This is a genomic window from Xanthomonas prunicola, from assembly GCF_002846205.1.
In the GTDB taxonomy this organism is placed as follows: Bacteria; Pseudomonadota; Gammaproteobacteria; order Xanthomonadales; family Xanthomonadaceae; genus Xanthomonas; species Xanthomonas prunicola.
In genome coordinates this window covers 174372-198345 of the sequence record NZ_PHKV01000004.1, presented here as the reverse complement: position 1 = coordinate 198345, position 23974 = coordinate 174372, and the positions used below count along the sequence as shown (strand labels likewise).

General features: G+C 64.4%; 17 protein-coding genes. 6 read left to right on the top strand and 11 right to left on the bottom strand.

Annotated features, from left to right (window positions below):
• From XpruCFBP8353_RS14265 to XpruCFBP8353_RS14240, 6 genes are all read right to left on the bottom strand, one after another.
• Nucleotides 1–1587: an MDR family MFS transporter gene (locus tag XpruCFBP8353_RS14265; protein ID WP_101363813.1), complete on the bottom strand. Its 1587-nt coding sequence runs from the start codon at nt 1585–1587 to the stop codon at nt 1–3.
• The gene (locus tag XpruCFBP8353_RS14260) at nt 1584–2786 is read right to left on the bottom strand and encodes an HlyD family secretion protein (protein WP_101363812.1); all 1203 of its coding nucleotides are present in this window, start codon (nt 2784–2786) and stop codon (nt 1584–1586) included. Before XpruCFBP8353_RS14260 ends, XpruCFBP8353_RS14265 begins: the two co-directional genes overlap by 4 nt.
• Nucleotides 2787–3053: 267 nt before the next feature.
• Nucleotides 3054–4169, bottom strand: coding sequence for a polyamine ABC transporter substrate-binding protein (locus tag XpruCFBP8353_RS14255; protein ID WP_101363811.1), 1116 nt, complete (start codon nt 4167–4169; stop codon nt 3054–3056).
• A 220-nt stretch (nt 4170–4389) separates the two neighbouring features.
• The gene (locus XpruCFBP8353_RS14250) at nt 4390–5757 is read right to left on the bottom strand and encodes an aspartate aminotransferase family protein (protein ID WP_101363810.1); all 1368 of its coding nucleotides are present in this window, start codon (nt 5755–5757) and stop codon (nt 4390–4392) included.
• A gap of 214 nt (nt 5758–5971) precedes the next feature.
• On the bottom strand, nt 5972–7357 hold the full coding sequence (locus XpruCFBP8353_RS14245) for a glutamine synthetase family protein (RefSeq protein WP_101363809.1): 1386 nt from the start codon (nt 7355–7357) through the stop codon (nt 5972–5974).
• A 6-nt stretch (nt 7358–7363) separates the two neighbouring features.
• Complete coding sequence (locus XpruCFBP8353_RS14240; protein ID WP_101363808.1) at nt 7364–8119, bottom strand: gamma-glutamyl-gamma-aminobutyrate hydrolase family protein; 756 nt, start codon at nt 8117–8119, stop codon at nt 7364–7366.
• Nucleotides 8120–8261: 142 nt separating this feature from the next.
• Here XpruCFBP8353_RS14240 and XpruCFBP8353_RS14235 point away from each other — a divergent pair, with 142 nt between their 5' ends.
• From XpruCFBP8353_RS14235 to XpruCFBP8353_RS14225, 3 genes are all read left to right on the top strand, one after another.
• Nucleotides 8262–9641: a glutamine synthetase family protein gene (locus XpruCFBP8353_RS14235; RefSeq protein WP_101364006.1), complete on the top strand. Its 1380-nt coding sequence runs from the start codon at nt 8262–8264 to the stop codon at nt 9639–9641.
• The gene (locus XpruCFBP8353_RS14230) at nt 9638–10957 is read left to right on the top strand and encodes an NAD(P)/FAD-dependent oxidoreductase (protein ID WP_207759643.1); all 1320 of its coding nucleotides are present in this window, start codon (nt 9638–9640) and stop codon (nt 10955–10957) included. Before XpruCFBP8353_RS14235 ends, XpruCFBP8353_RS14230 begins: the two co-directional genes overlap by 4 nt.
• An 84-nt stretch (nt 10958–11041) precedes the next feature.
• On the top strand, nt 11042–12340 hold the full coding sequence (locus XpruCFBP8353_RS14225) for a diguanylate cyclase (RefSeq protein WP_162301054.1): 1299 nt from the start codon (nt 11042–11044) through the stop codon (nt 12338–12340).
• Nucleotides 12341–12649: 309 nt separating this feature from the next.
• Here the strand turns inward: XpruCFBP8353_RS14225 and XpruCFBP8353_RS14220 are convergent, their stop codons facing one another.
• The 5 genes from XpruCFBP8353_RS14220 to XpruCFBP8353_RS14200 form a co-directional block, all read right to left on the bottom strand.
• Nucleotides 12650–13930: an MFS transporter gene (locus XpruCFBP8353_RS14220; RefSeq protein ID WP_101363806.1), complete on the bottom strand. Its 1281-nt coding sequence runs from the start codon at nt 13928–13930 to the stop codon at nt 12650–12652.
• A gap of 509 nt (nt 13931–14439) precedes the next feature.
• Nucleotides 14440–14718 (bottom strand): hypothetical protein, encoded by a 279-nt coding sequence (locus tag XpruCFBP8353_RS14215; RefSeq protein WP_162301053.1) that lies wholly within the window; start codon nt 14716–14718, stop codon nt 14440–14442.
• The gene (locus XpruCFBP8353_RS14210; protein ID WP_101363804.1) at nt 14708–17056 is read right to left on the bottom strand and encodes an FdhF/YdeP family oxidoreductase; all 2349 of its coding nucleotides are present in this window, start codon (nt 17054–17056) and stop codon (nt 14708–14710) included. The genes XpruCFBP8353_RS14215 and XpruCFBP8353_RS14210 overlap by 11 nt, the downstream gene beginning before the upstream one ends.
• The gene (gene fdhD / locus XpruCFBP8353_RS14205) at nt 17053–17898 is read right to left on the bottom strand and encodes a formate dehydrogenase accessory sulfurtransferase FdhD (protein WP_101363803.1); all 846 of its coding nucleotides are present in this window, start codon (nt 17896–17898) and stop codon (nt 17053–17055) included. The genes XpruCFBP8353_RS14210 and fdhD overlap by 4 nt, the downstream gene beginning before the upstream one ends.
• A gap of 6 nt (nt 17899–17904) precedes the next feature.
• Nucleotides 17905–19584, bottom strand: a complete 1680-nt coding sequence (locus XpruCFBP8353_RS14200) for an OFA family MFS transporter (RefSeq protein ID WP_101363802.1) — start codon at nt 19582–19584, stop codon at nt 17905–17907.
• Nucleotides 19585–20111: 527 nt separating this feature from the next.
• On the opposite strand from XpruCFBP8353_RS14200, the gene XpruCFBP8353_RS14190 reads away from it, so the two are divergent.
• The 3 genes from XpruCFBP8353_RS14190 to XpruCFBP8353_RS14180 all read left to right on the top strand — a co-directional run bounded on the left by XpruCFBP8353_RS14190 (nt 20112) and on the right by XpruCFBP8353_RS14180 (nt 23947).
• Nucleotides 20112–21464, top strand: a complete 1353-nt coding sequence (locus tag XpruCFBP8353_RS14190) for an aspartate aminotransferase family protein (protein ID WP_101363801.1) — start codon at nt 20112–20114, stop codon at nt 21462–21464.
• A 141-nt stretch (nt 21465–21605) separates the two neighbouring features.
• The gene (locus XpruCFBP8353_RS14185) at nt 21606–22466 is read left to right on the top strand and encodes a plasmid replication/partition related protein (RefSeq protein ID WP_101363800.1); all 861 of its coding nucleotides are present in this window, start codon (nt 21606–21608) and stop codon (nt 22464–22466) included.
• A gap of 176 nt (nt 22467–22642) precedes the next feature.
• Complete coding sequence (locus tag XpruCFBP8353_RS14180) at nt 22643–23947, top strand: DUF445 domain-containing protein (RefSeq protein WP_101363799.1); 1305 nt, start codon at nt 22643–22645, stop codon at nt 23945–23947.
• Nucleotides 23948–23974: the final 27 nt, after the last annotated feature.

The following is a 23974-nucleotide window of genomic DNA, read 5'->3' as shown; positions in this document are numbered from 1 at the left end:
TCAGTGCATTGCAAGGTGCGCCCCCTTGGGTAACGGCTTGAGCAAAAAAGCCAGCGGAATCGTGCAGACCACGATCACGCCGAAGATCCAGAACAGATCGCTATAGGTCATCACCAGAGCCTGCTGTTGCACCAGCCGGGCCAGCTGTGCGACCGAGCGAATAGCCGCCTCGCCGCCAGCGCTGGCCTGCATCTGTGCAGTGATCCCAGCCAGAAAATCCTGCGCACGCGACGAATTGGCAGTGACGGCGCTGCCGATGGTTTCGGTATGGAACGTCATGCGGCGCTCCTGAAAGGTAGAGATCAGCGCCAGACCGACCGAGCCGCCCAGGTTGCGGCCGGCGTTGAACAGGCCCGAGGCATCGCCCGCCAGTTCCGGCGGCACCGACGAAATCGCCGCCTGATTGAGCGACATCATCGCCAGCGCCAGGCCACAGCCCTGCAGCAACTGCCCGGCGACAAAATGCGTGCCCACGGTGTCGGCGGTCAAGGTCAGATTGACGAAGCAGGCAGCGGCAAAACAGATCAGCCCCGCAATCACCAGGATGCGCACGTCCACCGTTTCCAACAGCTTGGGCATCATCGGCATCAGCAGCACGGTCGGCAGCCCGGACAACAGCAGCACATATCCGGCCTGCTCGGTGTTGTAGCCAGAGATCACCGCCAGGAACTGCGGAATCATGTACATGACGCCGAACAGGATCATGCCCACCGCCATCACCATGATGAAGACCGCACCGAAGCTGCGATGCACCAGCAGCGACAGGCGGATCACCGGAGGCCGGCGCCGGAACTGGCTGATCACCAAGGCGACGAAACCGCTCAACGCAATCAGGCTCAGTGTATTGATCTCGCTGGACTCGAACCAACGCTCGCGCTGGCCTTCTTCCAGCACCACGGTCAGCCCGCCCAAACCAGCGGTCAGCCCGTAAATTCCCAGCCAGTCGGCATTGAGCAGGCCTGCCCAATCGCCTTTCTCATGCTTGAGGCCGAGCAGCAGCAGCGCCACCAGGCCGACACAGATCGGCACGTTGATGAAGAACGCGTAGTGCCAGCTGACGTTTTCGGTGAGCCAGCCACCGAGCAGCGGGCCGATCACCGGGCCCATGATCACGGTCATGCCGAACAGGGCGGTGCCCATGGTTTGCTGACTCGGCGGCAGCCGGGTCGCAACGATGGTCAGCGCGGTGGGGATCAGCGCACCACCGGCCAGGCCCTGCCCGACCCGGCCGATGATCATCATGCTCAACGAGGTCGACAGCCCGCACACCACCGAAAACGCGGTGAACATCACCGCGCAGATCAGCAGGAAGTTGCGCAGGCCCAGCGTGCGCACGAACCAGCCGGTCAGCGGGATCATGATGATCTCGGCCACCAGGTAGGCAGTGGAAATCCAGGTGCCTTCGGTGCCGCTGGCGCCGACTTCGCCCTGAATGGTGGGCAGCGCGGCGTTGACGATGGAGATATCCAGCGTCGCCATGAACGAGCCGATGGTGCCGGCCAGCACGGCCAGCCAGGCGCCCGGCTCGGCCTTCTCGCGTTGTGCGCTGCCGCCGGCACGCGGGCCGGTGGCTGCCGTTGCATTCATCGCGCGCGCTCCTGCTCCTGCACGCGATCGGATTCTGCTTCGGCACGCTGCTTGGCGTCCTTGGCCGAGCGCGTGTCGACGGTGACTTCCACCGACATGCCCGGCACGAGCACCTTGCGCGCCTCGTCACCGGCCAGCACGCGGATGCGCACCGGCACGCGCTGCACCACCTTGGTGAAGTTGCCGGTGGCGTTTTCCGGTGGCAGCAAGGCGAACTGCGAGCCGGTACCCGGCGACAGGCTTTCCACCTTGCCGTGCAGCTTCACCCCGGACAACGCATCGACCTCGATCTCGGCCGGCTGGCCGGGACGCATCAGTCCAACCTGGGTTTCCTTGAAATTGGCGACCAGATACAGCGATTCCTGCGGCACGATGGTCATGGTGCGGGTGCCAGCGCCAAGGAACTGGCCCACCTGCACAGTCTTGTCGCCGACCCGGCCGTGGATGCGACTGGTCAACCGGGTGTCTTCCACAGCCACACGCGCCTGATCGGCATCGGCGGTTGCCTGCTTCACGCCGGCCTGCGCTTGTTCCAGCTGCGCGCGGCTGGCCTGAATCTGGCTTTCGCCGGCCTTGGCCTGCGCCTGCGCGGCGTCGTACTGGGCGCGTGCGCGGGCCAGATCGTGCTGCAGGCTTTCCTGATGTTCATGGGTGTCGGCGCCGGAGGCGGCCAATGGCGCAAAGCGCTTCACTTCCGCCTGGGCGAACCTGAGGCTGGCAGCAGCTGCGGTGACCTGGGTACGCGCCTGCAACAGTGCCGATTCCTGCGCGGAGACATTGGCGGTGGCAGCGACGATATCGGCCTGGCGTGCAGCAATGGCGGCTTCGGCCTGCTGCAGGGTGGCCTGATAGGTACGGTCGTCGATCTGCAGCAACGGCTGGCCGGCCTCCACGATCTGGTTGTCGCTCACCAGCACCTTGGTCACGTAACCGCTGACACGCGGCGCCACGGCCACCGAATCGGCCTGCAGATAGGCGTTATTGGTGTCCTGCATGTAGCGGCCCTTGATCAGGTAATAGGCCAGCCACACCACCAGCAAGATCAGCACCAGCAGCCCGACCAGAATCAGCGTCCACTTCACCCTGGGGTTCTTCAACGGCGAGGGCTTGGGCGACTCCTGTTCGTCGCGCGCGCCTGCGCCCTGCGCATCCGTGGCCGAAGACTGGCCGTCGTTGGACTGATGGTCGTGATTGCTCAAAGGATGCGTCCTGTGTGATGGGCGAGACACGCCATGCAGCGGCCTCATCGGCGGCTTCAGCAACGGCGGCGCAACCATACAATATTTGTACCGCCCAGTACAGATTACGTGATGAGCCGGTCAGGTGGCGCCTGGACTGATGGGCACCTGATGAAAGCGGCCGCAGGGATGAACTTCACGGCGACGTATGCCTGCTCTGTTAGAGGGGAATGCCGGACGAGCGCCTCGCTACGCAGCGCTCTATCTCGCGCTTCCGCACACGGCAACTCAACGACCGGTCTTGATCTCGGTCCACAACCGCGTATACAGCCGGTCCACCTCAGGCGGATTGATGGCGTAGGTGAACATCCTGGCGGTCACGTCCGGCGGCGGATAGATGGTGGGGTCGTTGCGGATTGCCGCATCCACCAGCGGCGTGGCAGTGCGCACGGGGTTGGCGTAATGGATGAAGTTGGTATTGGCCGCCGCCACGTCCGGCTTCAACAGATAATTGATGAAGGCGTAAGCGTTGTCCGGATGCTTGGCGTCCTTGGGAATGGCCAGCATGTCGAACCACTGCGGCGCACCCTCCTTCGGAATGGCATACGCCACCTTGATGTTGTTGCCGGCTTCCACTGCGCGGTCGCGCGCCTGGATGATGTCGCCCGACCAGCCCACCGCCAGGCAGGTATTGCCGTTGGCGAGCGAGGTCACGTACTGGCTGGAGTGGAAGTTCTGCACATACGGGCGAATGGTCTTGATCAGCGCGGCAGCCTTTTCGATCTCGGCCGGCACGGTGCTGTGCGGATCCAGCCCCAGATAATTCAACGCGATCGGAATCATGTCCGAGGGCGTGTCCAGAATGGTCACGCCGCAATCCTTGAGCTTGGACAGATTCTCCGGCTTGAACACCAGATCCCAGCTGTTGGCGACATCGGTGCTGCCGAAGATCGCCTTGAGCTTGTCGACGTTGTAGCCGATGCCGGTGGTGCCGATCATGTACGGCACCCCATACGCATTGTTGGGGTCCTGCGCGGCGATGCGGCGCATGACATCCGGGTCCAGATTGGCCAGATTCGGGATCTTGCTCTTGTCCAATGGCAGGAACACACCGGCCTGAATCTGCCGGCCGAAGAAGTTCAGCGTGGGCACCACCACGTCGTAATCGCTGCCGCCGGCCAGCAACTTGGTTTCCACCATCTCGTCGCTGTCAAACACGTCATAGGTCACCTTGATGCCGGTGCTCTTTTCGAACGTGGGAATGGTGTCTTCGGCAATGTAATCGGAGTAGTTGTAAACGTTGAGCACCTTGGCCTGCGCATCGGTCTTGCCGGGCGCGCCACTGCCACCACAGCCGGACAACAGGGTGATGGACAGCGTCAGGGCGAGCAGTCGCAGCGTCATGTGGGTCTCCGGGGCAGCGCGATGTGGGCGGCCGGTGGCGAAGCCGGCCTTGCCCCAGCCTACGCACCGCGGCCTGGTTTGCCCAGCGCAGCCGGGGCTGGCACAGCAGGACATCGCCGCTTGGCGAGCGCGGCAGGTGATGAGCGGCGCCGATGCTCGCGTACGGGCGTCACCGCTCTCTTGCATTCCCCAGCAGTGCTGGTGGTGCGTGCGCGTCGCGCTATCTGCCCAGCGCCTGCGCCGTGTCGTCCAGCGCAGACCAGGCCTTCTCGAAGAGCTCATCGACCTGCGTGCGGGTGATGATCAACGGCGGCGACAGCAGCATGGCATCGTAGGTCGCGCGCAGGATCAGACCCCGCCGCAGTGCGAAATCGCGGCACATCGCCCCGATCCGCCCGCGCCCCGGGAAATACACGCCGCGGCGCTGCTTGTCCGGCACCAGTTCCAGTGCGCCGACCAGCCCGGCAATGCGCGCCTCGCCGACCAGCCGGTGCTCGCCCAGCGCAGCCCAGCGCTGCGCTAGGTACGGCGCAACCTGCGTGCGCGCGGTCTCGACAATGCCTTCGTCCTGTAACAGGCGCAGGTTCTCCAACGCCACCGCTGCGCACACTGGATGCCCGGCGTACGTGCCACCGTGGGCCAGTTCGCCACCTTGGGTCTTGAGCACACCGGCTACGCGGTCATTGAACATCGCTGCCGCCAGCGGGATGTAGCCGGAGGTGATGCCTTTGGCCAGCGTCATCACGTCGGGCTGGAAACCGAAATAGTCCGCACCGAACCACTCCCCGGTACGCCCGAACCCGCAGATCACTTCATCGGCGACCAGCAGCACGTCGTAGTGCCGGCAGATCCGCTCGATTTCCGGCCAGTAACTGCGCGGCGGGAGATACACGCCGATCGCGCCCATGATCGGCTCACCGATAAACGCGGCCACATTCCCCGGCCCGAGTTCGACAATCTTGTCCTCCAGACGACGCGCCGCAAGCAGCCCGTAGTGCTCCGGATCCATCTCGCCGCCATCGCCGAAGTGATACGGCGGTGCGATGTGGTGGATATCGGCAATCGGCAACCCGCCCTGCTGATGCATCCCCTTCATGCCACCCAGGCTGGCCCCGGCCATGGTGGTGCCGTGATAGCCATCATGGCGGCCAATGAAGATGCGTTTTTGCGGCTGCCCCTGCACCGCCCAGAAATGCCGCACCAAGCGCACGATGGTGTCGTTGGCCTCCGACCCGGAATTGGCGAAGAACGCGTGATTCAGATCGCCGGGGGCCAACTCCGCCAGCTTGGCGGCCAACTGTATGGTGGGTTCGGTGGTGCATTGAAAGAAGCTGTTGTAGTAGGCCAGCTGCTCCATCTGCCGCGCCGCGGCCTGCGCCAGTTCCTTGCGCCCATAGCCCACATTGACGCACCACAGGCCAGCGAACGCATCGAGCAACTGGTTGCCATCGGCATCCCACACGTACACACCCTCACCACGGGTCAGAATGCGTGTACCCTTCTGCGCCAATGCCGCGTTGTCGTTGAACGGATGCAGGTGATGGGCGGCGTCGAGCTGCTGCAACGCGCTGAGCACAGATGGATCCACGACCTACTCCGCGCGTGAGGAGTTACAAGCATACCCGGGCCGTGTTGCTGCCTCGTGGATGGCATGACGCGTGACATCCGCGGTCTGCTGCGTGCACGAAACGTGGGCTTGGTGGGGAAGCCAGCCTTGCCAACGCCGTACCCACATCCGCCCTTCTGGCACCTTCTCCCTGCGGAAGAAGGCAACTGCACTCACGGCGCGGCGCAAGAACGCCTCACACATTCAACAACAAGAACTCCCGCTCCCACGAACTGATCACCCGAAAGAAGGTCTCGTACTCCTTCCGCTTCACCGAGATATAGGCCCGCACAAAGCGCTGCCCCAACATCTCCTGCAAGGCCTCGCAGCCTTCCAGCTCATCCAACGCTTCGCCCAGCGAGCGCGGCAAATCGTAGCCTTGCTGCTTGCCATTGCTGCTGATCGGCGCGGTCGGTTCGAGCTTTTCGCGAATTCCCAACAATCCGCAGGCCAGCGTTGCCGCCATCGCCAGATACGGGTTCGCATCGGAGCCGGCGAAGCGACTTTCCACCCGCATGTTCTGCGGCGCATCGATCGGCACCCGCAGCCCGCACGTACGGTTGTCGAAACCCCACAGCACATTGCTCGGCGACACCTCACCGAACATCAGTCGACGATATGAATTGACGTTCGGGGCCAGCAGCCCCATCGCCATCGGAATGTATTTCTGCAACCCGCCCAGATAATGCGCGAAGGTATCGCTGAAGCCGCCCTCGCGTTTGCCGCTGAACACGTTCTTGCCGGTGACGGCATGCAGCAGGCTCTGGTGAATATGCATCGCACTGCCGGGCTCGGTTTCCATCGGCTTGGCCAGGAATGTGGCGTACACGCCATGTCGCAGCGCAGCCTCGCGCATGGTGCGTTTGAACAGGAAGACCTGGTCCGCACGCGACAGCGGATCGGCATGGGTGAAGTTGACTTCCAGCTGCGCGGCACCGGATTCGTGGATCAGGGTATCCACGTCCAGTTCCATCGCATCGCAGTAGTCGTACATCAGGTCCAGGATCGGGTCGAACTCGTTGACCGCATCGATCGAATACGACTGCCGCGCAGTTTCCGGGCGACCCGAGCGTCCTGCCGGCGGCAATAACGGAAAGTCGGGGTCGGTGTTCTTCTGCACCAGAAAGAATTCCAGTTCCGGCGCCACCACCGGTTGCAACTTGACCTGTGCATAGGCATCCAGCACGCGGCGCAGCACATTGCGCGGGGCAAGTTCGTGCGGCTCGCCATCCTTGGTATAGCAGTCGTGGATGACCTGCGCCGTGGGGTCTGCCGCCCACGGCACCATGCGCACGGTGCTGGCATCCGGACGCAGATGCATGTCCGAATCCGAAGGTGAGGTCAGTTCGTAATAGTCATCCGGAAAATCGCCGGTAACGGTGGTGGCGAAGATGCCTTCGGGCAGGCGCGTACCGTAGTCATGCGAGAACTTGTCGGCAGGAATGATCTTGCCGCGTGCGTTGCCGGTGATATCCGGCACCAGGCATTCCACCTCGGTAATGCTGCGCTCCTTGAGCCAGCGGCGCAGCGCACTCTCCGGCTGCTTGGGCGTCGTTTTGCGCGAACGTGTACGGATGGACATGCAACCTCACTTGCCGCGTTGCGCGGCGTATTGGCGACAGGCCTCGCCGAAGGCCTGAAAGATGGCACGGTAGAACGGATGCTGTGTGACACGCCATTCCGGATGCCACTGCACTGCCAGCAGAAAGCCCGGGCCAGGGCCACGGAAGGCTTCGATCAAACCATCCGGCGCGGTGGCTTCGATCAACAGCCCCTCGGCCAGCAGGGCAATGCCTTGCCCATGCAGCGAATTCACCCACACCTCTGCGCTGCCGTTCATGCCGGCCAACCAGCCACCGGCATGCAGGTGCACCGCGTGCGCCGGGCCGTATTGCGTGTCCAAGGGTGCCCTGGGATCCTCGCGGTGGTCGGCCAGACCGGGGACGTCATGCACGCGCTGATGCAGTCGCCCGCCCAGCGCCACGTTAACCTCCTGCAAGCCGCGGCAGATCGCCAGCACCGGCAATCCGCGTGCCAGCGCCTGCGGGATCAGCCCAAGGGTGGTGGCATCGCGCGCCGGATCGTGCGGGTTGCCTTCCCAACTGGGCTCATCGCAGTAGTGATGCGGCTCCACATTGCTGACCGCACCGGTCAGCAGCAGCCCGTCCAAGCGCTCCAGCCACGTGCTTGCCTCCAATGCCGGCTGCAGGCTGGGCAACAGCACCGGCATCGCACCGGCGGCCTCGGCCACCGCGCGGATGTACTTCTCGCCGGCGGCCAGGAACGGGTGCGCCCCTTGCAGGATGCGATCAGTCGGCAGGCCGACCAGCGGAACGACAGCCATACGCGAAAATCCAATGCGTTGGGTGGAACGTCGACACGGTCGAACTTACCGCGCCATCGCCGGCATTGCCAAGCGCGCCGCTGCGCTTGCGATTGCTCACGTGCGCTTTGCTACTCTGCGCGGCGACTACGCAGGTGTGCCCATGGCTTCCGAGAACTCCATCGCGTCCCTGCCCGCTGCCGATGCCGGCACCTTGGCGCGCATCGCCGGTTGCGAAGCAGTCGATCTGTTATTGCCCGACACTAACGGCGTGCTGCGCGGCAAGCGCGTGACCGCCGATGCACTGAGCAAGGTCTATCGCGATGGCGTGTGCCTGCCGATGTCGCTCATTGCAACCGACATCACCGGCAACACCGTGGAAGAAACCGGGCTTGGCTATGCCATTGGCGATGCCGACCGCATCTGCCGGCCGATCGAAGGTTCGCTGCGCCCGGTGCCGTGGGCGCCACGGCCGATGGCGCAGCTGCTGATGGCGATGCATACCCCCGAAGGTGGGCTGTTCGAGGTCGCCCCGCGTGCGGTGTTGCAGCGCGTGTTGCAGGGATTTGGCGCGCTCGGCCTGACCCCGGTGATCGCAATGGAGCTGGAGTTCTATCTGTTCGATGCGGTGGCCGATGCGCAGGGGCGGCCGCAAACCCCGCGCGACCCGCTCACCGGCGAACGCAACGACAGTACCCAGGTGTATTCGCTACAGGATCTGGACGACCAGCGCGGCTTCACCGACGCAGTCACCGCGGCCTGCAGGCAGCAAGGCATTCCGGCCGACACCGCCGTCGCCGAGTACGCGCCCGGCCAGTTCGAAATCAATCTGCAACATCGCCCCGACGCGGTCGCCGCCTGCGATGAGGCGATCCTGCTCAAGCGCACCATCAAGGCGATCGCGCAGCAGCAGGGCACGCTTGCCAGTTTCATGGCCAAGCCATTCCCCGGCCAGGCCGGCAGCGGGTTGCATCTGCATGTGAGCCTGCTCGATGACGCCGGGCACAACGTGCTGGCCAGCGCTGCCAATACGCCTGCAGACCCGCTGCGCCACGCCATTGCCGGGCTGCAGCGGCATGCGGATGCCTCACTGCTGTTGTTTGCCCCGCATGCCAACAGCTATCGGCGCTTCGTCAGCAATGCCTTCGTGCCGCTGGATGCAAGCTGGGGCTTCAACAACCGCACGGTGGCACTGCGCATCCCGCATAGCGATGCACACAACACCCGTATCGAGCACCGCATTGCCGGCGCCGATGCCAATCCGTATCTGGCGGCTGCAGCCGTGCTTGCCGCGATGCTGGACGGCCTGCGCAAGCCGGCCGAACCCACTGCGCCCATCAGCGGCAATGCGTACGCGCAGTCGGTATTCACCCCGCGCACCTGGCAAGCCGCGGTGGATGCGTTTCTTGGCAGCGACTTCATCGGCGAGCAGCTCGGCACGCAATTCCAGCATGTGTTCGGCCAGCAAAAACAACGCGAGTTGCTCGACTACCAGGCGCAGGTGCCCGACCTGGATTACGCGCGGTACCTGCGCACCGTGTGATGGCTCGCCCGCACGCGCCCCTGCCGCACAGTGAGCCACCGGGCACCGGCTATCCGGACAGCTGGTACGCGCGCAGCACGCCGGCCCTGCCCCCGCAGCCACGCCTGCAAGGCGCCGTACATGCCGATGTCTGCATTCTCGGCGGCGGCTATACCGGCCTGACCGCCGCGCTGGCGCTGGCCGAGGCCGGTTACACCGTCATCGTGCTGGAAGCCCGGCGCGTGGGCTGGGGCGCGTCCGGGCGCAATGGCGGCCAGGCCATCGTTGGCTACGGTTGCGAGCAGGAGACGCTGGAAGCGCTGGTCGGCAACGACGATGCACGCCTGCTGTTCGATTTCTCCCGGGACGGCATGCGTCTGCTGCGTGCGCGCATCGCCCGCCATGCCATCGCCTGCGACTGGCGCGACGGCCATGCGCATGTTCCGCTGAAACCACGTCAGGCGCAGGCGCTGCAGCACGGCATCGTGCGCATGGCCGAACGCTACGCCTACCCGCTGGAATGGTGGGACCGCGCCCGTACCCGCCAGGTGCTGGACAGCCCGCTGTATCTGGGCGCGATGTTCGACCCTGCCAGCGGCCATCTGCATCCGCTGGCCTATGCGCTGGGCCTGGTACGGGCCGCGCTGGCCGCCGGCGTGCGCATCTATGAAGACTCAGCGGTCACCAGGCAGCAGCCAGGCGCACGCGTGGTCATGCACACCGCCCACGGCAGCGTCACCGCCGACTTCGGGGTGATCGCCGGCAATGCCCTGCTGCACGGCATCGCCCCGACGCTGGAGCACCGCATCATGCCGGTCGGTACCTATGTCGGTGCGACACCGCCGCTGGGCCAAGCGCGCGCGCGCGCACTGATCGCCAACGACATGGCGGTGGCCGATACCAACTGGGCACTGGATTACTACCGGCTCAGTGCCGACCACCGCCTGCTGTTCGGCGGGCGTGCCAGCTACTCCTCGCGCCCGCCCGCGGGCCTGCAGCGCCTGATGACCCAGCGCATGCACACGGTATTTCCGCAGCTGCACGATGTACCGCTGGAAACGCTGTGGGGCGGCTACGTAGACATCTCGCGCAACCGTGCACCGCATTGGGGCCGGCTGGCGCCAAACCTGTACTTCGCGCAGGGCTTCTCAGGGCATGGCGTGGCTGCCACCGGCCTGGCCGGCCATGTCATCGCCGAGGCCATCGCCGGCCAGAGCCAGCGCCTGGACGTGTTCGAACGCATCCCGCACCGTCCGTTCCCGGGCGGGCAGCGGCTGCGCACTCCGCTGCTGGTGGCCGCGATGAGCTGGTATCGGCTGCGCGATGCGCTGTGGTGATCGGCGCGCTTTGGAACGCGGTGCTCAAGTTTTGACGAGCAGAGCCGTTAGCTGATCTGACGGTTCGATCCACACGGCCAGCCGATGTCCCCAGGTACCCTACATCGCAACAGTGAAAGCGCAGTCCTGCCGCAGCGTGTGCTGTTGGTGGAGAACTCGCGCACGTTCACCAGCATGCTGCGCGAAGCCATCGAGCAACGCGTGGAACTGCAGGTCACGGTCGTCTCGACCCTGGCCGAAGCTGCGCGCGTACTCGACGAAGAGGACGGCTGGTTCCTGGTCCTGACCGGCCTGGTGCTGGTCGACGGCGACCGCGACAAGGTTGTGGAATTCTTTCTTTCGCGCAAACTGCCCACCGTGGTGGTCAGCGGCGTGTACGATGAAGATCTGCGCCAGCGCGTGCTGCAGCAGCAGATCATCGATTACGTGCTGAAAAACGCACCGGGCAGCATCGAATACCTGGCCTGGCTGGTGCAGCGCCTGGAGCGCAATCGCCGCATCGCCGCGCTGGTGGTGGACGATTCGCTGTCGGCCCGCACCTATGCCGGCGCCTTGCTGTCGATGTACGGCTACCGCGTGGTGCTGGCGGCCGACGGCGCTGCGGGGTTGGAAGCGATCGAACGCGACCCCGACATTCGTCTGACCATCGTCGACCAGGAAATGCCTGGGATGGATGGCGTCGAATTCACCCGCCGGCTGCGTGCGATCCGCTCGCGCGACAAGGTGGCGGTGATTGGCATTTCCGGTAACAGCGATTCGTCGCTGATTCCGCGCTTCTTGAAGAACGGCGCCAACGATTTCCTGCGCAAGCCATTTTCGCGCGAAGAATTCTTCTGCCGCGTTTCGCAGAACGTGGACCAGCTGGAACTGATCGGCACGCTGCAGGATCTGGCCACCCGCGACTTCCTCACCGGCTTGCCCAACCGACGTTACTTCCTGGAACAAAGCCAGCGCGTCATTCCGACACTGTTGTCGCAGGACCAGACGGTGACCGCGGCAATGGTGGATATCGACCACTTCAAGCACATCAACGACACCTGGGGACACGAAGCTGGCGACCAGGCGCTGCGTGCGGTGGCCGCTTCGGTCTCCGGGCATGCACGGCCGCAGGATCTGGTGGCGCGCTTCGGCGGCGAAGAATTCTGCCTACTGGTGCCCGGCCTGGATGCGGCCAATGCAACCAGCTATTTCGAGACGCTGCGTGAACGCATCAGCGCGCTGCGCGTGCGCGTGGGCGAGGAAACGCTGAGCATGACGGTCAGCATCGGCGTGTGCATCGCCAGCGAAAGCGACCAGTCGTTGCATCACCTGTTGAACGAAGCAGACAAGCACCTGTATCTGGCCAAGGCCGGCGGCCGTAATCAAGTGCGTCTGGCTGGCTGATCCTTCCGTCATCTGCAGGCCCAAGCAGGCCGCCGCAGACGACGCGCTTCATCACACGCCTTGGCGCAGATCGACGCACTGGCGACACACGTGCGGTTCACAGTGTGCCCGTCGCATTAGGCAAGCTGTTCCGATGGCACTGCCGGTTTGGCAGGACGATCTCAGACGTCATAGATCGTCAACACCGAGGCTGCGTGAACATGATCACGGCACTGCCATAGGACCATGATGCGCGGTCGCCCCCGCTCGATCCCGCGCCAACGCGTTGCTACGCGATCCACACGATAGAGTGCCCACAGTTACCTGCGGTCAACGCCGCCATCGTCGCGCCACCACTAGCGCGATCAGGCTCAGCACCGCAGCACCGCCCAGGTAATACCCCACCGATTGCACACCGTAGCTGGCCGCCAGCTGCGTCGCTACATAGGGGGCCGGCGCCGCGCCAAGAATGCTGGCCAGATTGAACGACAGCGATGCGCCGGTGTAGCGCACCTCGGTGGGATACAACTCGGCCAGCAGCGTGCCGCAGGGGCCATAGGTCAGCCCCATGAAGAAAAATCCCAGCGACAGGAATGCCAGCACCTGTAACGGGTGGCTGGCCTGAAACAGCGGCGCAAATGCCAAGCCGAAGGCCACGATCGCGATGCTGGCCAGCATCATCGCCAACGGCGCACCGTGGCGGTCGCCAAACTTGGCCGACAGCGGAATGCCCAGCGCAAAAAACACGATGCTGGCCATCTGCAACAGCAGGAATTGTTCCTTGTCGTAGCCCAGCGTCTTGGTGCCGTAGCCGAGTGCGAACACCGTCATCAGATAGAACAGCACGAAGGTGGCGAACGCGCCCAGCGTACCGACGATCAGTGCCTGCCAATGCTGCGAGACCACGGTGCCCAACGGCAACTTGACGCGCGTCTTGCGGTCCAGCGTCTTCTGGAAATCCGGCGTCTCGGTGATGCTCAAGCGCACCCACAACCCTGTCAGTACCAGCAACGCGCTGGCCAGGAACGGCACGCGCCAGCCCCACTGCATGAACTGCGCATCGTCCAGCACTGCGCCCAGGCCCAGAAAGGTGCCGGTCGACAACAGAAAGCCCAGCGGTGCACCCAGTTGCGGAAACATGCCGTACCAGACGCGCTTGCCAGGCGGCGCGTTCTCGGTGGCCAACAGCACCGCCCCACCCCATTCGCCGCCCAGGCCCAGCCCCTGGCCAAAGCGGCAGAACGCCAGCAATGCGGGTGCAAACACACCGATCTGCGCGTAGCTGGGCAGCAGTCCGATCGCCACTGTCGACAGGCCCATTGTCAGCAGCGCTGCCACCAACGTGGCTTTGCGCCCGACCCGGTCGCCGAAGTGTCCGAACACCGCTGAGCCCACCGGCCGCGCGACAAACGCCACCGCGAAGGTAGCCAACGACTGCAGCATCGCTGAACTGCCATCGCCGGCAGGAAAGAACAGCGTCGGAAACACCAGCACGGCCGCGGTGGCATAGATATAGAAATCGAAGAACTCGATGGTGGTGCCGATCAAGCTGGCGAACAGCACACGCGCAGGTGAGTTGGTGGGCGTGGCGAGCGGCGCGGCGGCAGTCATCGTTGATCGGCATCCGGGAACAAGACGGCCGATTCTGGCAGATCGCAGCGCCGCTTTGCGCAGGCTAGCCAGCCTCCAAAAAGTTACATGCGTGACCGACAGTGCTACGGGACGATGTCTTTTCGCTCTGATACCACTATGTTCGTATAGGTGCCTAAAAAGCCGAGCCAGCGATCGTCAACTGTGACGCCTGCAGTTCGGGCCTCTGCGCGGCTTGGCTGCAGGGCCCCAAGTGCGAAGCCGCACGGCCGTCGCATCACGAGCCGCTTTTATAGAGCGCCGGTCACCTCGTGGTGCGGTGCCCTCACCGTTTGCGGGCTCGTTGGCGTCATGGATGCCGCCAACGAGCCCCAGGGACGGATTTACGGCGTATCCCGCGAGCAGTGAGGACACCGCGCGCTAGAGCGACGCAACTTCTGGCTCAGCCTTTTGACCTTCGTCCGCACTGGAGGTGGTGCACCCCAGCGGCAACTACCGCAAGATCTTCATCAAAGCAGCAAGAATTTCGCTCAATCGCTCTGCGACGCTTGCGCCGTCAAACGCTGCGCCTGCTCCGCCAAACCAGCAGAGGTGAGGAGCGCGAATTGCCGCTCGCCGCGGTCTTCCACGCGGACCCAATCCGGGCCGGGTTGACCGTCGAGGTTTGCGGTTCCCAACCAGGCGAGCGTGCGCAGCAACACGCTCATGCGCACGCCAAGGTGCTTGCATAGCCGTGCCAGCGACACGCCATCGGGCGCGTCGGCAAGCACATGCAACAGCTGCGCGGTGAGCTGCGGATCAGCGGACAAGCACCGCTCCGATGTCGCGCGGTGCAGCATCGGCGGCCTCTGCACGGTGCGGTAGCACGATCACCGGAATCGACTTGGAGGTCGGCGTACGCGCTTCGTCAGCGAAGCTGGACAACGGCACCAGCGCGTTGGTTTCCGGGTAATAGGCAGCCAGGCAGCCACGCGGAATGTTGTAGTCAACCAGCAGGAAACGCCGCGCCTCGCGATGCACGCCGTCTTCGCACAGGCTTTCCAGATCCACCCAATCGCCTGCCTTCATGTTCAACGCCGCGATATCCGCGCCATTGATAAACAGCACACGGCGCTCGCCGAACACGCCGCGATAGCGGTCGTCCAAGCCGTAGATGGTGGTGTTGTATTGATCGTGCGAACGCGTGGTGGCAAGCGTAAACACAATCTGCTCGGTGTGGCTGCGACGCGCGCGATGGATCGGATTATCGGTGGGCACCGCATGCGGCTTGAATACCGCACGTTGTTCCGGCGTCACCCACTGGCGATCACGCGCGGTGTTCGACAAACGGAATCCACCTGGCGTACGCACGCGCTCATTGAAGCCGGCAAAATCCGGGAAGACCTGCGCAATCAGATCGCGCACGCGGTCGTAATCGCCCACCAACCAACGCCAGCGGATCGCACTGCGCGCGCCCAGCGTGGCTTCCGCCATGCGCGCCACGATCGCCGGTTCGGACAGCAGCTCCGGCGAAGCCGGCGGATTGATACCGGCCGACAGGTGCACCATGCTCATCGAATCTTCCACCGTCACGCCTTGCGAGCCGGCATCCTGGATATCGATCTCGGTGCGCCCCAGGCAGGGCAGGATCAACGCATCACGCCCATGCACCAGATGGCTGCGATTGAGCTTGGTGGTGACATGCACGGTGAGCTCGCAGTTACGCAGCGCGGGATGCGTGGCATCGGTATCCGGCGTGGCAGCGGCAAAATTGCCGCCCATCGCGAAGAACACCTTGCCGCGCCCATCCAGCATCGCCTCGATCGCACCGACGGTATCGAAACCGTCTGCGCGTGGCGGCGCGAAACCGAACACCGACTGCAGCTTGTCCAGGAATGCGGCCGGCGGCTTTTCATAGATCATCATCGTGCGGTCGCCCTGCACGTTGCTGTGCCCGCGCACCGGGCACACGCCCGCGCCGGGCCGGCCCAGGTTGCCGCGCAGCAGCAGCAGATTGGTGATCATGTGGATGGTCGCCACCGAATGCTTGTGCTGGGTGATGCCCATGCCCCAGCAGGCAATCACACGCTCGGCATTGAGATAAATCTCGCCGGCCTTGCGCAGCGCCGCTTCGTCCAGACCGGACTCTTCGACAATCGTGTCCCAGCCTTCCGCATGCACATCGGCAGCGAAGGCTTCGAAATTGGCGGTGTGCTCGGCGATGAAATCCAGATCCAGCAGACGCGGCGTGCCGTCGCGCTGGGCCTGCGCATCGCGCTCCAGCACATGCTTGATGATGCCCTTCACTGCGGCCAGGTCGCCGCCGATCTTGAGCTGAAAATAATCCGAGGCAATGCGCGTGGAGCCGTTGTGCAGCATCTCCAGCTTGTCTTGCGGGTCGGCAAACTTTTCCAGCCCGCGCTCGCGCAGCGGGTTGAATGCCGCAATCGCCGCACCGCGCTTGGAGGCCTGACGCAGCTCACCGAGCATGCGCGGGTGATTGGTGCCCGGGTTCTGCCCGAAGATGAAGATGGCGTCGGCGAGCTCGAAATCGTGCAGCGACACCGTGCCCTTGCCCACGCCGATCTGCGAACGCAGCGCGGTGCCGGAGGGCTCGTGGCACATGTTGGAGCAATCCGGGAAGTTGTTGGTACCGAACTCGCGCACGAACAACTGATAGAGAAATGCGGCCTCGTTGCTGGTGCGTCCGGAGGTGTAGAAAATCGCCTCATCCGGCGTTGCCAGACCATTGAGATGCCCAGCGATCTGCGTGAATGCATCGTCCCAGCTCACCGGCACATAGTGATCGGTGGCGGCGTCGTAGCGCATCGGATGGGTCAGGCGGCCCTGCCCTTCCAGCCAGTAATCGCTGTACTGCGACAACACGCTCACGCTGTGCGAGGCGAACAGTTCCGGCCCGGCGCGGCGCGCGGTGGACTCGGCCGCCACGGCCTTGGCGCCGTTTTCGCAGAATTCGAACGTGGACGTGTGGTCGCGATCGGGCCATGCACACCCGGGGCAGTCGAAGCCGTCCGGCTGGTTGGCGTGCAGCAGCGTCTTGGCGCCCTGCACTGCGATGTCCTGTTCCATCAGGTGCTTGGCCACCGAGCGCAATGCGCCCCAGCCGCCCGCGGGATTGTCGTACTGCTTGATGGTTTTCTTGCTCATGCGGGTTCTCCCACGGCAACACCCAGATCCAGGCGTTGCGGATGGCTGTAAACAACACAATCGTGATTGCGGGCAAACCCGATCAGGGTCAGTCCCGCACTATCGGCCAGGCTGATCGCCAGCGCGGTAGGTGCTGAAATCGCTGCGAGCAGCGGAATTCGGGCCTGCGCGGCTTTCATGGCCATTTCGTAACTGGCGCGGCTGGTGACCACCGCAAACCCGCGCGATGCATCGATGCGCGCACGCGCCAATGCACCGATCAATTTATCCAGCGCGTTATGCCGGCCCACGTCTTCACGGACCAGTTGCACATCGCCCTGCGCGTCGGCCCAACCGGCCGCATGCACGGCACCGGTTTGCGCAGCGATGGGCTGCCGTGCGTGCAGCGCGTCCAAGGCATGCGCCAAGGCATCCACGTCGATCTGCAAGGACGAGTTCAGCACCGGCGGCACACGCAGCACCGCTTCGATGGATTCGTTGCCGCACACCCCGCAGCCGCTGCGGCCGTCCAGATTGCGTCGCCGCTGATCCAACGCCGCGGCTCGTTCGGGGGGGATTTCGATCTGTAGCGAAGCGCCTTCCAGAAACGTCTCCACCGCGATCACGCGCAGGTCCTGCGCGTGATCGACGATGCCTTCGCTCAACGAGAACCCCAGTGCGAAATCTTCCAGGTCCTCCGGCGTGGCCATCATCACCGCGAACGGCACGCCGTTGTAGATGAAGGCGACCGGCATTTCGGCCGCCACCATGTCCTGCACCGTGGCGCTGCGGCCGCCGCGATGGCGACGGACCGTGCGCACCACACTTCCGGGACGCACGGAACGGGAAGACGGGATGGTCATCTCATCTCAATGGAACAGCACGAAGGCTTTTTGCAGCGTGACCCAAATACCGAACAGCATCGGGATGCCCACCGCCAACCAGGCAAACGCGACCAGTGCCGGGTTTCCGCCATGACCGATACGCGCCAACTGCTCCGGCGGGATCACGCCGTGCCCGGTGCGGTCTACCTTCTCGTGCGCCAGTTGCTTTTCGCGCGCCAGTTCGTCGGGCGTCATGAAGTGACGCGCGGCCACCGGGCGTACCAACAGATTGCAGATCAGGCCGAGCACAAGCATGCCAGCGAGGATGTACATGGTGGTGTTGTAGACCTGTGACGGCGGGCTGCCGTGGGCCAACTGATATTCACGCATGTAACCCACCACCACCGGACCGAGGATGCCGGCGGTGGCCCAGGCAGTCAGCAGACGGCCGTGGATGGCGCCGACCATCTGGGTGCCGAACAAGTCGGCCAGATACGCCGGAATGGTGGCGAAGCCGCCGCCGTACATCGACAGGATGATGCAGAAGATGCCTGCGAACAGCGCAATGCCGCCAATGCCGCCAGCCGACGGGGCCGCTGCATACAGGCAGATACCCAGCACGAAGAACAGCGTGTAGGTGTTCTTGCGGCCGAGCTTGTCGGACATGCTGGCCCAGAAGAACCGGCCACCGATGTTGAACAGGCTGAGCAGACCGGTGAAGCCGGCCGCGATGGCCGCGATGCTGGCCAGCTGAGTCGGGTCCAGGCTACCGAAGCCCACATCCACGCCGATCAGACGGCCGCCGAACACTTCCTGCAGCATCGGCGAGGACATGCCGATCACGCCGATACCGGCCGAGACGTTCAGGCACAGCACGCCCCACAGCAACCAGAACTGGGGAATGCCCCAGACTTTTTTCACGTGCACGTGGTTGGCGGTGATCATGGCATTGCTGCTGGCCACCGGTGCGGTCCAGCCGGCCGGGGTCCAGCCGCTGGGCGGCACGCGGTAACCAAACGCACCGGCCATCATGAAGACGAAGTACAGCGCCGCCATCACCAGGAAGGTTTCCATCACGCCCACCGAGGTGGGGGTGGCGAAATGGCGCATCAGCGCATCGGCCAACGGGCTGCCGATCATCGCACCGCCGCCGAAACCCATGATCGCCATGCCGGTCGCCATGCCGCGACGGTCCGGGAACCATTTGATCAGGGTCGACACCGGCGAGATGTAGCCCAGACCCAGACCGATACCGCCGATCACGCCCGAGCCCAGCCACAGCATCCAGATCTGATGGAAATGGATACCGGCTGCAGAAATCACCAGGCCGCCGCACCAGCACAGCGCCGAGACCACACCGGCCTTGCGCGGGCCGGCACGTTCCAACCAACCGCCCCAGATCGCTGCCGAGCAGCCCAGCAACACGAAGAACAGCGTGTACATCCACTGCAATTCGCTGATCTTCCAGTCGCAGGTGGTGGCCACCATGCGCGCGAACAGGCCCATATCGGCCGGGCACGCAATCGACTCAGTGATGCCCAGTGCCTTGGACAACGGCAGCCAGAACACGCTGAAGCCGTAGGCCATGCCGATGCACAGGTGGATCGCCAATGCTGCCGGCGGTACCAACCAACGATTGAACCCCGGACGCGCAACGATGCGCTCCTTGGACAGCAGACCGGCGTGTACGCCACTGGCTGTCGCCACGGTGGACCCTTGCGTCATTCTCATTTCCCCCAAAAACCAACGATGAACTGCGATAAGCACGGCTGACAAGACTCACACCAACGCCTGGTGGGCGATGGCGACGTCCTGTCGACCGTTCCGAATACGATTGATAGCTGCAATCAAACAGCGCGTTGCGATATGAGCAGCGACACCGGCCAGGCCCAACTGGCGGTCGTCTGGCGCATCATCGGCGATCTCTGCCTGTTTGCAATGCTTGCCAGCGCCCTGCAGTGTTGCAACGCGCCGGCGCCACCCATATCGCATAGGCGTTCCTGCGTGTTAACGGCCGAAGCTGCGACTAATTGACTAGTCTGTTTGCGCTTCGCCAAATGTGTCGCGAAACCGCGCCCGCACCGGCTGCAAGCACAGCGCTACCGCAGGCACCGGCAGCGCCTGGTAGCGGCGTTGTGTCGATCGGTGCACGCATGACGCGCCCCGCCAATGCTGTGCGCCTGCCGGTATCAGGGTGACGGCCGACGCGCCAGCTGCGTACAGTCGGGCGATCCCGAGCGACGGAGCCTTCCATGCCCGACCACCTTCCCCGCGATGCGGCCGATGCGCTGCAGGCACCAGCGCAGCTGGATGCCTTCTGGATGCCGTTCACCGCCAATCGCCAGTTCAAGGCGCGCCCTCGCCTGCTAGCCTCGGCGCAGGGCATGTATTACCGCGATGTCGACGGCCGTCAGATCCTGGACGGCACCGCCGGCCTATGGTGCTGCAATGCCGGCCACAGCCGCGAGCGTATCGTGGCAGCGATCCGCGACCAGGCCGGCACGCTGGATTTCGCCCCCACCTTCCAGATGGGCTCGCCGTTGCCGTTCGTGCTGGCGCAGCGGCTGGCTGCGCTCGCCCCACCCGGCCTGGGCCACGTCTTCTTCACCAACTCCGGCTCGGAGGCGGTGGATAGCGCGATGAAGATCGTGCTGGCCTATCACCGGCTGCGCGGCGAAGGCCAGCGCACCCGCTTCATCGGCCGCGAGAAGGCGTATCACGGGGTCGGTTTCGGCGGCATGTCGATCGGTGGGCTGCCCAACAACCGCAAGTGGTTCGGCCCGTTGCTGGCCGGTACCGACCATCTGCGCCACACGCTGGATCTGCAGCGCAACGCGTATGCACGCGGGCTGCCCGCACATGGCGCGGAACTGGCCGACGACCTGGAACGGCTGATCACCCTGCATGACGCCTCCACCATCGCCGCGGTCTTCGTCGAACCGGTGTCCGGCTCGGCCGGCGTCATCCTGCCGCCGGAAGGGTATCTGCAGCGGTTGCGCGCCATTTGCGACCGCCACGGCATCGTGCTGGTGTTCGATGAGGTGATCACCGGTTTCGGCCGCGTCGGCGATGCATTCGCCGCACAGCGCTTCGGCGTCACCCCGGACATCATCACCGCTGCCAAGGGCCTGACCAGTGGCACCGTGCCGATGGGCGCGGTGCTGGTGACCGATGCGATCTTTGATGCCTTCATGCACGGACCGCAGAACGCGATCGAGCTCTTTCACGGCTACACCTATTCCGGCCACCCGCTGGCCTGCGCAGCGGCGATTGCCACGCTGGACACCTATGCCGAGGAAGACCTGTTCGCGCGCGCGATCACGCTTGGCCCACAGTGGGAGGATGCATTGCACGGCCTGCGCGGGCTGCCGCATGTCATCGATATCCGCAACATCGGCCTGATCGGCGCAATCGAACTGGCACCGCGCGACGGTGCTCCGGGCGCGCGCGGTTACGAGGTCTTCGAGCGCTGTTTCCATGAAGGCAGCCTGCTGGTGCGCGTCACCGGCGATGTCATCGCGCTGTCACCGCCGCTGATCGTCACGCCCGAGCAGATCGGACAGATGGTGGAGACGCTGGGCATGATTCTGCGTCAGGTCAACTAAGGACAGCTGGCGAAACGCAAATACTGCACCCTTCGCTGACCGACAGGCGCCCGCGTGTCACGTGCGCAGGCGCCACGTCAAGCCGCGCAAAGCGGGGACAGGCTCACTACAATGCCCGCCCCGTACCCCAGCAGTTGCCGTATGAACATCGTTGTCAAAGAAGAACTCAAGGCCTACATCGACCCGCTGACGCCCGACGAGCACGAGGCGCTGGAACGCAGCCTGCTGGCCGAAGGCTGCCGCGATGCCTTGGTGCTGTGGGGCGATGTGCTGGTGGATGGCCACAACCGTTACGGCATCTGCCAGAAGCATGGTTTGCCGTTCCAGACCGTGCAGAACCCGCGCTTCCAGTCCATGCAGGACGTGCACCTGTGGATGATCGAGCAGCACCTGGGCCGGCGCAGCGTGTCCGATTTCCAGCGTGGCGTACTGGCGTTGCGCAAGCGCGAGATCCTGGCCGCACGCCAACGCACCCAGCGCGACGCCGACGCCGTTGCCGCTGCCGAAGCGCCGGTGGTGGTCGGCGACCAACCCGACACTGGCCTGGACGACAGCAGCGCACACACCGCCGATGACAGCGACAGCCCGCCGTGGGAGGAAACCTCCACCCCGGTCAGCCGCGCCGAACTGGCACGCGAAGCGCGCCTGAGCAGCAACCAGGTGGTGATGATCGAACGGATCCATAAGCAGGCCGCGCCGGAAGTGGTGCAAGCGGTCAAGGCCGGCGAGATTTCGATCAGCGCCGCCGCTGCCGTGGCCACACTGTCCGAAGACGAACAACGCGCTGCCGCGCAGGCCGGCAAGGCCGAACTCAAACAAGCCGCCAAGCGCGTGCGCGATGCCAAGCGCAAACCCAAAGCCGACGAGGCCGAAGGCGGCGAAGCCGAACGCCGCGACATCAAGGCCCTGCAGCGCCGCGTCACCGAACTGGAAAACGAAAACGCTGCGCTGCAGTTCAAGGTGACCGCATTGCAGGCGCAGCTGGAACGCCTGCGCGGCTGAGTGCAGCACTGACCGCACTGCCATCCGCATCGCGCGTCACCTGCAGGAGCCGCCGTGGCCGCGCTTGGCGTGTCTTGGTCATGCCATCACGCGCAATCGCGCTCCGACGACAACGTTAGCAACCTCGTCGTCCGTGGACACATGCCATCCGCATCCGACTAGGTACACTCGGGGGCATGGAACCAAGCGTTAGCCTTCCCCGCCCCACCGATCCCCGGCGTGCCCAGCTGCAGCGCATGAAGCTATTGGCGGTGGCCTTGCTGCTGGCGATGTTCGCTGGCTTCATCATCAGCCACCTGATGGGCGAACACGGCCTCTGGGCGTGGGTGTCGGCCTTCTGCGAAGCGGCCACGGTGGGCGCCTTGGCCGACTGGTTTGCGGTGGTCGCGCTGTTCCGGCGCCCGATGGGCCTGCCGATTCCGCATACCGCCATCCTGCCGCGCGGCAAGGACCGGCTGGCCGACGGCCTGGCAGTGTTCGTGCGCGACCAGTTCCTCGCCCCCGATGCCTTGATGGAAAAACTGCGCGTGTTCGATCCCGCCAGCCGCCTGGGCGATTGGTTGGCAAAGCCCGAACAGGCACGCATGCTGGCGCAGATGGCACGCAGCTGGATGCTGCAGGCGCTGGAACTCCTCGACGAAGCGGCGGTGCGCCGCGCGATTCAAGGCTTCGTGGTCGACCGCCTGCGCAAATGGAATGCCGCCGCCACCATCGGCGATGTCATGGCCCTGCTCACCACCGACGGGCGCCATCAAAAACTGCTAGATGAAGTATTACTGCGGCTGGGCGAATGGCTGGATCAGGAACAGGTCAAGACGCGCGCCTCGGCATTGATCGTGCGCTACGCTCGGCGCGAATGGCCCAAGCTGGTTGGCACCGTGAACTGGGTCAAGCCGATCGAAGAGATCGGCGACAGCCTGGCCGACCGCATGGCGCGCGCGGCGATTGAAGAACTGCAAGACATCCTCAAGACGCCCGAGCACCCAATCAGGCTCGACTATGAGGCATGGTTGCAGGGCTATATCACGCGGCTGCGCGACGAGCCGGAAATGGCCGTCCGCGTGGAAGAACTAAAGCAGCGCGCGATCGAACATCCGGCATTGCAGGAATACGTGCAAGGTCTTTGGAGCGAAATTCGCGATGCATTGCGCAATGACCTGGCGCGTGAGCAGTCGTCGATGGCCGCGCACATGGAGCGTTCCATGCAATCGCTCGGCCAGGCGTTGTCGCAAGATCCCTCGCTGCGCGAAGCGCTCAATCAACATATGTTGCAGGCGGCCGATAAGCTCACCACGCGCCTGCGCACATCGGTGACCGACCATATCGCCTCGACGATGAAAAGTTGGGACGAACGTCACCTCGTCGAACAATTGGAATTGGGTGTGGGGCGCGATCTGCAATACATTCGCTTCAATGGAACGTTAGTCGGAGGATTGATCGGGCTCATCCTTCACGCGTTATCGATCTGGCTCTCGTTCTGATATCGGAAACACCACTCGCCCACCCGG

Bases quoted from the DNA above. Each gene is read 5' to 3' on its own strand.
- XpruCFBP8353_RS14265 (WP_101363813.1), bottom strand. From the start codon at position 1,587: ATGAATGCAACGGCAGCCACCGGCCCGCGTGCCGGCGGCAGCGCACAA.
- XpruCFBP8353_RS14255 (WP_101363811.1), bottom strand. From the start codon at position 4,169: ATGACGCTGCGACTGCTCGCCCTGACGCTGTCCATCACCCTGTTGTCC.
- XpruCFBP8353_RS14245 (WP_101363809.1), bottom strand. From the start codon at position 7,357: ATGTCCATCCGTACACGTTCGCGCAAAACGACGCCCAAGCAGCCGGAG.
- XpruCFBP8353_RS14240 (WP_101363808.1), bottom strand. From the start codon at position 8,119: ATGGCTGTCGTTCCGCTGGTCGGCCTGCCGACTGATCGCATCCTGCAA.
- XpruCFBP8353_RS14235 (WP_101364006.1), top strand. From the start codon at position 8,262: ATGGCTTCCGAGAACTCCATCGCGTCCCTGCCCGCTGCCGATGCCGGC.
- XpruCFBP8353_RS14225 (WP_162301054.1), top strand. From the start codon at position 11,042: ATGTCCCCAGGTACCCTACATCGCAACAGTGAAAGCGCAGTCCTGCCG.
- XpruCFBP8353_RS14220 (WP_101363806.1), bottom strand. From the start codon at position 13,930: ATGACTGCCGCCGCGCCGCTCGCCACGCCCACCAACTCACCTGCGCGT.
- XpruCFBP8353_RS14210 (WP_101363804.1), bottom strand. From the start codon at position 17,056: ATGAGCAAGAAAACCATCAAGCAGTACGACAATCCCGCGGGCGGCTGG.
- fdhD (WP_101363803.1), bottom strand. From the start codon at position 17,898: ATGACCATCCCGTCTTCCCGTTCCGTGCGTCCCGGAAGTGTGGTGCGC.
- XpruCFBP8353_RS14200 (WP_101363802.1), bottom strand. From the start codon at position 19,584: ATGACGCAAGGGTCCACCGTGGCGACAGCCAGTGGCGTACACGCCGGT.
- XpruCFBP8353_RS14190 (WP_101363801.1), top strand. From the start codon at position 20,112: ATGCCCGACCACCTTCCCCGCGATGCGGCCGATGCGCTGCAGGCACCA.
- XpruCFBP8353_RS14185 (WP_101363800.1), top strand. From the start codon at position 21,606: ATGAACATCGTTGTCAAAGAAGAACTCAAGGCCTACATCGACCCGCTG.
- XpruCFBP8353_RS14180 (WP_101363799.1), top strand. From the start codon at position 22,643: ATGGAACCAAGCGTTAGCCTTCCCCGCCCCACCGATCCCCGGCGTGCC.